Here is a 6,809-nt window from a genome sequence, read left to right on the forward strand (position 1 = left end):
TGACATTTTCAACAATCTTACCTTGTTCTTTCATATCATCAATCATATAGTCAAAGTCATCACTTAGTAGACCTGTTGTGTCATTGTTCATATATAAAACATAGACTTCTTCAAGTGCCTTTTTATCATTAACACCTTTTTCTATGCTCACAAGTGCTTTTATAAAGTCCTTGTAATTATCATTCATCATTTCTTCTAAGTTTTTTCTAATATCTTTGTATCCCATAATTTCCTCCTTGTATTAAATAAGGAGGAAATTCTTGGAAATCCAAACTACAATTTGATATAGACAGAATTATAAATATGTCTAATTCATGGGAAGAGTTTTTAGAAAATATGAAATCTCTTGATTATGAAATTAAGTTTGGTAAACATATTGCTTTTCGCCATAAAGATAAGCAAAGATTTACAAGATCGAAGACTATCGGAGAAGATTATACTGAAGAGAAAATCAAAGAAAGAATAGATTTAGCTATTAAAAACAAAGCTAATCCTATTAAAAAACGTGTAGGAAATGTTATTGATATATCTACTAATGAAAAAGCACAATCTTGTAAAGGCTATGAAGTTTGGGCAAGAAAACACAATATCAAAACAATGGCTGATTCAATAATTAAATTAAGAGAACAAGGCATTAAATCAATTACCCAACTCGATGACCTGATCAAAAAATCTGCTGATGATAGACAAGACTTGTTAGATAAAATAAAGAAAATTGAAACTGAAATGAAGAGTTTATCCCAAGATATGGAAAATATAAATACTATAAATAAGTATCGTGAAATATATAAATACCACAAGAAAAATCCTGAGGACAAACAATTTGCAGAAGAATATTATAGCGAACTTTCCGTCTACAAAATAGCTGCTAAAGAAATTTTAGAAAACTATAAAAAACTGCCAAACACAAAAGAAATACTATCAAACCTCGATAAATTACAAGAAAAAAAGAACACCCTTATGCAAGAGTATTCTTCCTCAAAATCCACTATGGATGAGTTTTATAAGATACGAAAAAATTACGGAATTTATATGGATAAGGAGATGGAGAGATAGTGTCCTCTCCTCTTTTTAAAATTACTTTCAACTTATTTTTCCAACTATATTCTTTTGCTAATTCTTTTCTTTTTGCCAACTTTCATGCCCTTTAATATTTTATATGAAATAAAGCAACAACCAAAATTTACAAGTACACTAATCGCAAATTCCAACATGGATGTTTCATACGCTCCTGACAAAATAAACACAGATGATATTGGATAAATGGCTCTTAAAATTTCCTTTGAGGCAAAAAATATTCCCACAAAAGAGTATATCTCAGCGATAATCAGAGCTATCCAGTAGCTCCTTTTAACAAGTCCAATAAGTGCAATAATTGGAGATATTACCATAAAAACGCTTATTCCAGTTAATACATATACAACAAAATAGTGAACTACTTCACTCATATTTACTGCGTGTAAATGCAATACCGCTTCTATAATTAAGGATGCCGTAAATAGTATTAAATAAACAAAAATACTACCTAATAGAGTAATTATCATTTTTGCAGTAATCATATTACTCTCGTCTATCGGTATTAGCCTTAATGATTTCAGTACATCTTCTTGTTCCTCACGACAAATAATATATCCTCCAAACAATGCTATCAAACTTGGCAAGACAAAATATGTGGTCAAAGAATGCACCTGTAAAATATACCATCCAAATGTGTCTATATACTTTTCCCCACTAAATGTAAATTGTCCTTGAAGAAAAACAACTCCCAAAGTCATTATGAGTGCAAATACAAGCAAAAATATCAATTTTGATCTGTGAAGTTTTTTATATTCAGCTAATAAAAGTGTCTTCATTTACCATCCTCTCCTTTTCAATAATAATTTTGTAACTATTGTAAATCCGACGACCCATATCCCTATACAAAGAAGAGAATAAAATATATTTATATCCTGATTTAATATTATTCCCGGGACATCCCTCAAAACAATTGCTGTAGAGCTTGATAATGGGTGTATATACATATTAACCATTAAAATTACAAATCCCGAAAAGGCATAAACAATCGTAATGCAAATCGGTAAAATGTATTTTTTTGTTAAAAATGCGATAGATAAAATAGGCAGCATGGAAACTGATAAAAGTCCACTAATCTCAAAACACTTTCTAATGAGAAAAATCAACAAAAAATGATCCATCTCTATATGATGAATAATTCTTCCAAAAAGAAGTGTAAAGAGAATTGATAAACCCATAAAGACTAAAGTATATAAAAACACAATTATAAATTTGCTAATTAAAAGCTTCGTCTTTTGTATCGGAACAATCCATAATGCTTTAAAAGTGTCATTTTCATACTCCATAGACACAATCATTGTGGAAAATATTCCTAATATAATTGGTAAAATCAGCCATAAATTATAACTAAAGATTGTCCATTTGAAATATTTCATTGCATTGTCTGAAAGGTCTATATTCCCAAAGTATATAGTGGCAAGCAATGGCATTAAGAGTGTTGCCAGAAACATCATCCAAACAATATTTTTCCTTTTCAATTTAAGAAACTCTACTTTAACTAAATTAAGCAATTCCCTCTCCTCCGGTTATCTTCTTGAAGTAATCTTCCAAAGAATCATTACAGGTTTGTGATGAAGCCACCGATATCCCATTCATAACTAATGACTTATTAATTTTTGCCATATCTAATCCGTGACTATATATCTTTACATGATTATTATCATCAACAGAATAGTTGGTTATTCCGAACTCTTTTTCCAACACAATAGTCGTCTTTGATACATCAGACACTTCCAACATAATATACTTTCTATTTTTTTTATTTAATTCTTCCATGCTGCTTTCTTCTAAAAGAACCCCTTTATCTATAATGCCAACTGTATCAGCGAGAAGTGTTATTTCAGATAAAATATGACTGGAGATTAAAATTGTCTTTCCTTTTTTATACTTAAATCTTTTATAAAATTTCTAACTTCCGCTATTCCAATGGGATCTAAGCCATTTGTCGGTTCATCTAAAATTAAAACCTCTGGATCATGTAAAATTGCATTAGCAATCCCAAGTCTCTGCTTCATTCCTAAAGAGTAATTTCCGAATAGTTTCTTATCTTTATGTGGTAAGCCAACTACTTCTAAAGCATTTTTTACCGCATCAGGGAAAGCCGTTCCTCTAAGCAGTGCAAATATTTCCAAATTCTCCGTCCCTGTAAGATTAGGATAAAATCCGGGTGTTTCAATAATCGCACCAATTCTTGGATAAATCTTTTTCTCATTACCTTTTATATTTTGGTTAAAAACACTTACTTCACCATTCGTAATATCAGTAAGTCCCAGTATCATCTTCATAATAGTGGTCTTTCCTGCTCCATTTCGTCCTAATAGCCCGTATATAGAACCTTTTTCAATGTGTAAATTTACCGAATTTACAGCCTTTTGTTCTCCATACACTTTTGTTAAATTCTTTGTTTCAATAATATAGTTTTTCATTTTCTTTTTTCTCCTTAATAATTTTGTCTTTTCATAGATTTTATAGAGAACACAAAAAATAGTGTTCCAATTGTTAAAATATGTAACAAACAACTAAACTGCGATGCATTTAACGAATATCCACCTATACTATTTTCTACCATTTCTTTGGCAGCCGATGATACATTTTGATAAACCCCTAATAAACTTGCAAGCGGATGTATATGAACTAATATCGAAGCTCCAAATATCCCAATTCCTAAATAAAGCAAGCACATAGAAATAGGTAAAACATAACTCTTAGAAAAAGTAGCAATATAAATTACCGGAAGCATTGCAATCGGAATTAATAAAGCTGCAAGCATATATAATATTGCTGCCTCTTTTAATGTAATTAAATTAAAATCTACGAATCCGGCACTTAATACTGCACCCAAAACTGATGACATATATGTTAATACCATCAAAAATATAGTCAGTAATTCTATCAAAATAAATTTCGCAAAAAATACTTCAAATCTACTAACCGAAGTTATTAGTACATTCTTTAAAGTGTCATTCTTCCTTTCGTCAAAAAATAACATTGTAGAAATCATTCCAATTACGATTGGCAAGAACACAAAAGTTATATTCTTAAACGCTAAACAATATAAGTCTCCAAAACTATCCATGATAGGACTTTCTCTTGAAATTGAAAATGCTCTTTCAATTGCAAACAAATTCAAGATAACAGTTAGTATAATAATACCTATCAAAATTTTACTTCTCTTCCATTTTTTTATTTCAGCTTTTATCAAGAACATATCGCACCTCCTTACATTAAATATTATAAATGATTAACCTTGCCATAATCTTGCGACACCCTTGTTTTTATCTTGTTTCAATAAAAAAAGCCCCAAAAGGGGCTTTCTAAATCATCTACTTACATTGCAAACTCCACAGTAAAGACAGTTTTTATGTTAGGTATACTACTTACCCTTATTTTGGCATTATTCACTCTTAACAATTCTTTAGCAATTGATAAGCCAAGTCCCGATCCTTTTGTTAATCTTGAACTATCTGCCTGATACATCCTATCAAATATATATGGTAAGTCCTTTTCACTTATACCATTTCCATTATCTAAAATCATCAAAGTAGCTTTTGTATCCGATTCTTCTAATTTCAAGTGTACTCTATCACAATTACTGTGAATAATAATATTGTTTATAATATTGTTTAAGCTCCTAAAATAGGCATTTTCATCTATCTTTATATAGAATTCCTGTTCCGGAATTTCAATTTCATAACTTATATGTTTTTCTTCAAAAATAGGAATCCAGTCGCTTATCACATTTCTTGTTAATTCATTCAGGTCTTTATCTACAAAAGAAAACTTCCATTCTCCTGAATCCAACTTTACCCAATCAAAGAGTTTTTCTACAAAATCCTTCAAGTAATGTGCCTTACTTAAAGAAATTTTTATATATTCTTCCTTCTCATCTCCCGTAACAATTCCCTCTTGCACTGCTTCCAAATACCCGACCATAGATGCTAAAGGAGTTTTCACATCATGAGACAAACTTGTCATAAGCGATTTATACGCCTGTTCTGACTGCTTTTGTTCTATTAGCTTGTTCTGACTTTGTAGAGTTATCTCATTTATATCATGACAGATCTTTTCTGTAGTTTCATTTTTCTTAATTAAAATTCTGCGATTGTAATCACCATTTTTTATATCAACGAGTACTTCCTGAATACTGTTTATTTCTTTTTTTATGTTGGTAATTTTTTTTAACAAACAAAAAATTACAAATATCAATAATAAGATTATGATGATTTTTACATCCATATATCATACCCCCTTACTAAAACGATAACCCACGCCCCTAACTGTCAAAATATAAGTTGGTTCTTCAGGGTTAGGCTCTATTTTTTTTCGAAGCTTACTGATAAAAGACATGATATTACTATCATCAAAAAGATAATCTTCTTCCCAAACATTCGTATATATTTGTTTTTTTGTAAAAATCCTCCCTTTATTAGACGCAAGAAAATACAATAAATCAAATTCTTTATTTGTTAATTCTATGTTATTATCACTTATTTTTACAATTCTATTTTCCTTATCTATTTGCATACCATCTATTGTGAGTATATCAGACTGGTCTGTGCTTTTCTGATTGAAATCTATATATCTACGAACCATAGCTTCAACTCTTGCCTTAAGTTCATTTATATTAAATGGCTTTGTCAAATAGTCATCAGCACCTTGTTTAAGTCCATAAATTTTTGAATCATCATCAGACTTCGCAGTCAGCATTAAAACCGGAATAGTGCATTCTTCCCTTATCATCTCCAGAACTTGAAACCCATCAAAATCAGGAAGCATAATATCTAATAAAATCAGACACAAATTATTTGCATTTCGTATTTTCTTATATCCGTCTAATCCATTATTGGCAATATCAACAGAATATCCATCAGTACTTAAACACTTTTTAATTAAATTACATAATGCAATATCATCATCTATAATTATTATCTCTCTCATATCTCATAACTCCATACTTCTTATTCAATATAATTATCATCAAAGGAAAATACATCATTCGGTGTACAATCTAAAGACTTACATATTTTTTCTAAGTTTTTAAGTGTTATAGGCTTATTTTTTCCCATCTGTGCCATAACATTAGTGGTAATCCCTGCCATAACTATTACATCTGTTTTCTTCAAACTTTTCTTCGCCAATAGTATCCATAATGGTTTATAATTCAATGCCATACTAATCCTCTTTTCTTTGTAACGATTTTCGGAGTAATTATATCACTTTTATTGATTATATTCAATTTTTATTTGATTTTTAAAAGATTGTTTACAACCATTTTTTACATTTTGTCTTTATACAGATTTAATAAACTGAACAAAAAAAGAATACCCTTATGCGAGAGTATTCTTCCTCAAAAAAACAATGGACGATCTTTACAGGATACGAAAAAACTAGGAATTTATATGGGCAAGGATATGGAGAGATAGTGTTCTCTCCTCTTTTTTCCTCCAAACAAAAAAAGAGTCGGTGCAGTACTAAGACCACACCGACCATAAGTTTATCTTTCAGCTTCTTTTGATGTTTCTTTCTTTTCTTTAGGCTTTCCCTTATCTTCAGTCTGATATTTTTTGATTTCTCCAAGCACAGACTCTTTCTTTTTTTCTTGTCCTTTCATTTGTTCTTTTGCTTTTAAAAGCTTATAAAACAAAATACGGACATTCTTATGTTCCTTTCCGTTGTTGTCAATGCTTGTTTTTACTTGACCAAATATTTTAACAAAATCTCCTTGTTTTAAGTTC

The 6,809-nt window shown here is 30.0% G+C and carries 6 protein-coding genes and 4 pseudogenes; 1 reads left to right on the forward strand and 9 read right to left on the reverse strand.

Features of this window, described 5'->3' with window-relative positions:
- Positions 1 to 226, reverse strand: a pseudogene (locus HGAG_RS10830) (DNA-binding protein); the annotation flags it as partial.
- A gap of 26 nt (positions 227 to 252) precedes the next feature.
- Here HGAG_RS10830 and HGAG_RS10835 point away from each other — a divergent pair.
- Positions 253 to 1,056: pseudogene (locus HGAG_RS10835) on the forward strand (relaxase/mobilization nuclease domain-containing protein); the annotation flags it as partial.
- Between the two features lie 44 nt (positions 1,057 to 1,100).
- Here HGAG_RS10835 and HGAG_RS07255 read toward each other — a convergent pair.
- From HGAG_RS07255 to HGAG_RS10845, 8 genes and pseudogenes are all read right to left on the reverse strand, one after another.
- Positions 1,101 to 1,853, reverse strand: coding sequence for an ABC transporter permease (locus HGAG_RS07255; protein ID WP_007891103.1), 753 nt, complete (start codon positions 1,851 to 1,853; stop codon positions 1,101 to 1,103).
- Positions 1,854 to 2,585 (reverse strand): ABC transporter permease, encoded by a 732-nt coding sequence (locus HGAG_RS07260; protein WP_019118534.1) that lies wholly within the window; start codon positions 2,583 to 2,585, stop codon positions 1,854 to 1,856.
- Positions 2,578 to 3,500: pseudogene (locus tag HGAG_RS10840) on the reverse strand (ABC transporter ATP-binding protein). Before HGAG_RS10840 ends, HGAG_RS07260 begins: the two are co-directional and overlap by 8 nt.
- A gap of 14 nt (positions 3,501 to 3,514) precedes the next feature.
- Positions 3,515 to 4,282, reverse strand: coding sequence for an ABC transporter permease (locus HGAG_RS07270; RefSeq protein WP_019118535.1), 768 nt, complete (start codon positions 4,280 to 4,282; stop codon positions 3,515 to 3,517).
- Between the two features lie 119 nt (positions 4,283 to 4,401).
- Positions 4,402 to 5,310 carry a sensor histidine kinase gene (locus HGAG_RS07275; protein ID WP_019118536.1) on the reverse strand — a complete coding sequence of 303 codons (909 nt, stop codon included), beginning with the start codon at positions 5,308 to 5,310 and terminating at the stop codon, positions 4,402 to 4,404.
- A gap of 3 nt (positions 5,311 to 5,313) precedes the next feature.
- Positions 5,314 to 6,012, reverse strand: coding sequence for a response regulator transcription factor (locus tag HGAG_RS07280; RefSeq protein WP_004835594.1), 699 nt, complete (start codon positions 6,010 to 6,012; stop codon positions 5,314 to 5,316).
- Positions 6,013 to 6,032: 20 nt separating this feature from the next.
- The gene (locus HGAG_RS07285) at positions 6,033 to 6,197 is read right to left on the reverse strand and encodes a helix-turn-helix domain-containing protein (protein WP_004835609.1); all 165 of its coding nucleotides are present in this window, start codon (positions 6,195 to 6,197) and stop codon (positions 6,033 to 6,035) included.
- A 371-nt stretch (positions 6,198 to 6,568) separates the two neighbouring features.
- Positions 6,569 to 6,809, reverse strand: a pseudogene (locus tag HGAG_RS10845) (DNA-binding protein); the annotation flags it as partial.

Source organism: Anaerococcus obesiensis ph10, assembly GCF_000311745.1.
Lineage (GTDB): Bacteria > Bacillota > Clostridia > Tissierellales > Peptoniphilaceae > Anaerococcus > Anaerococcus vaginalis.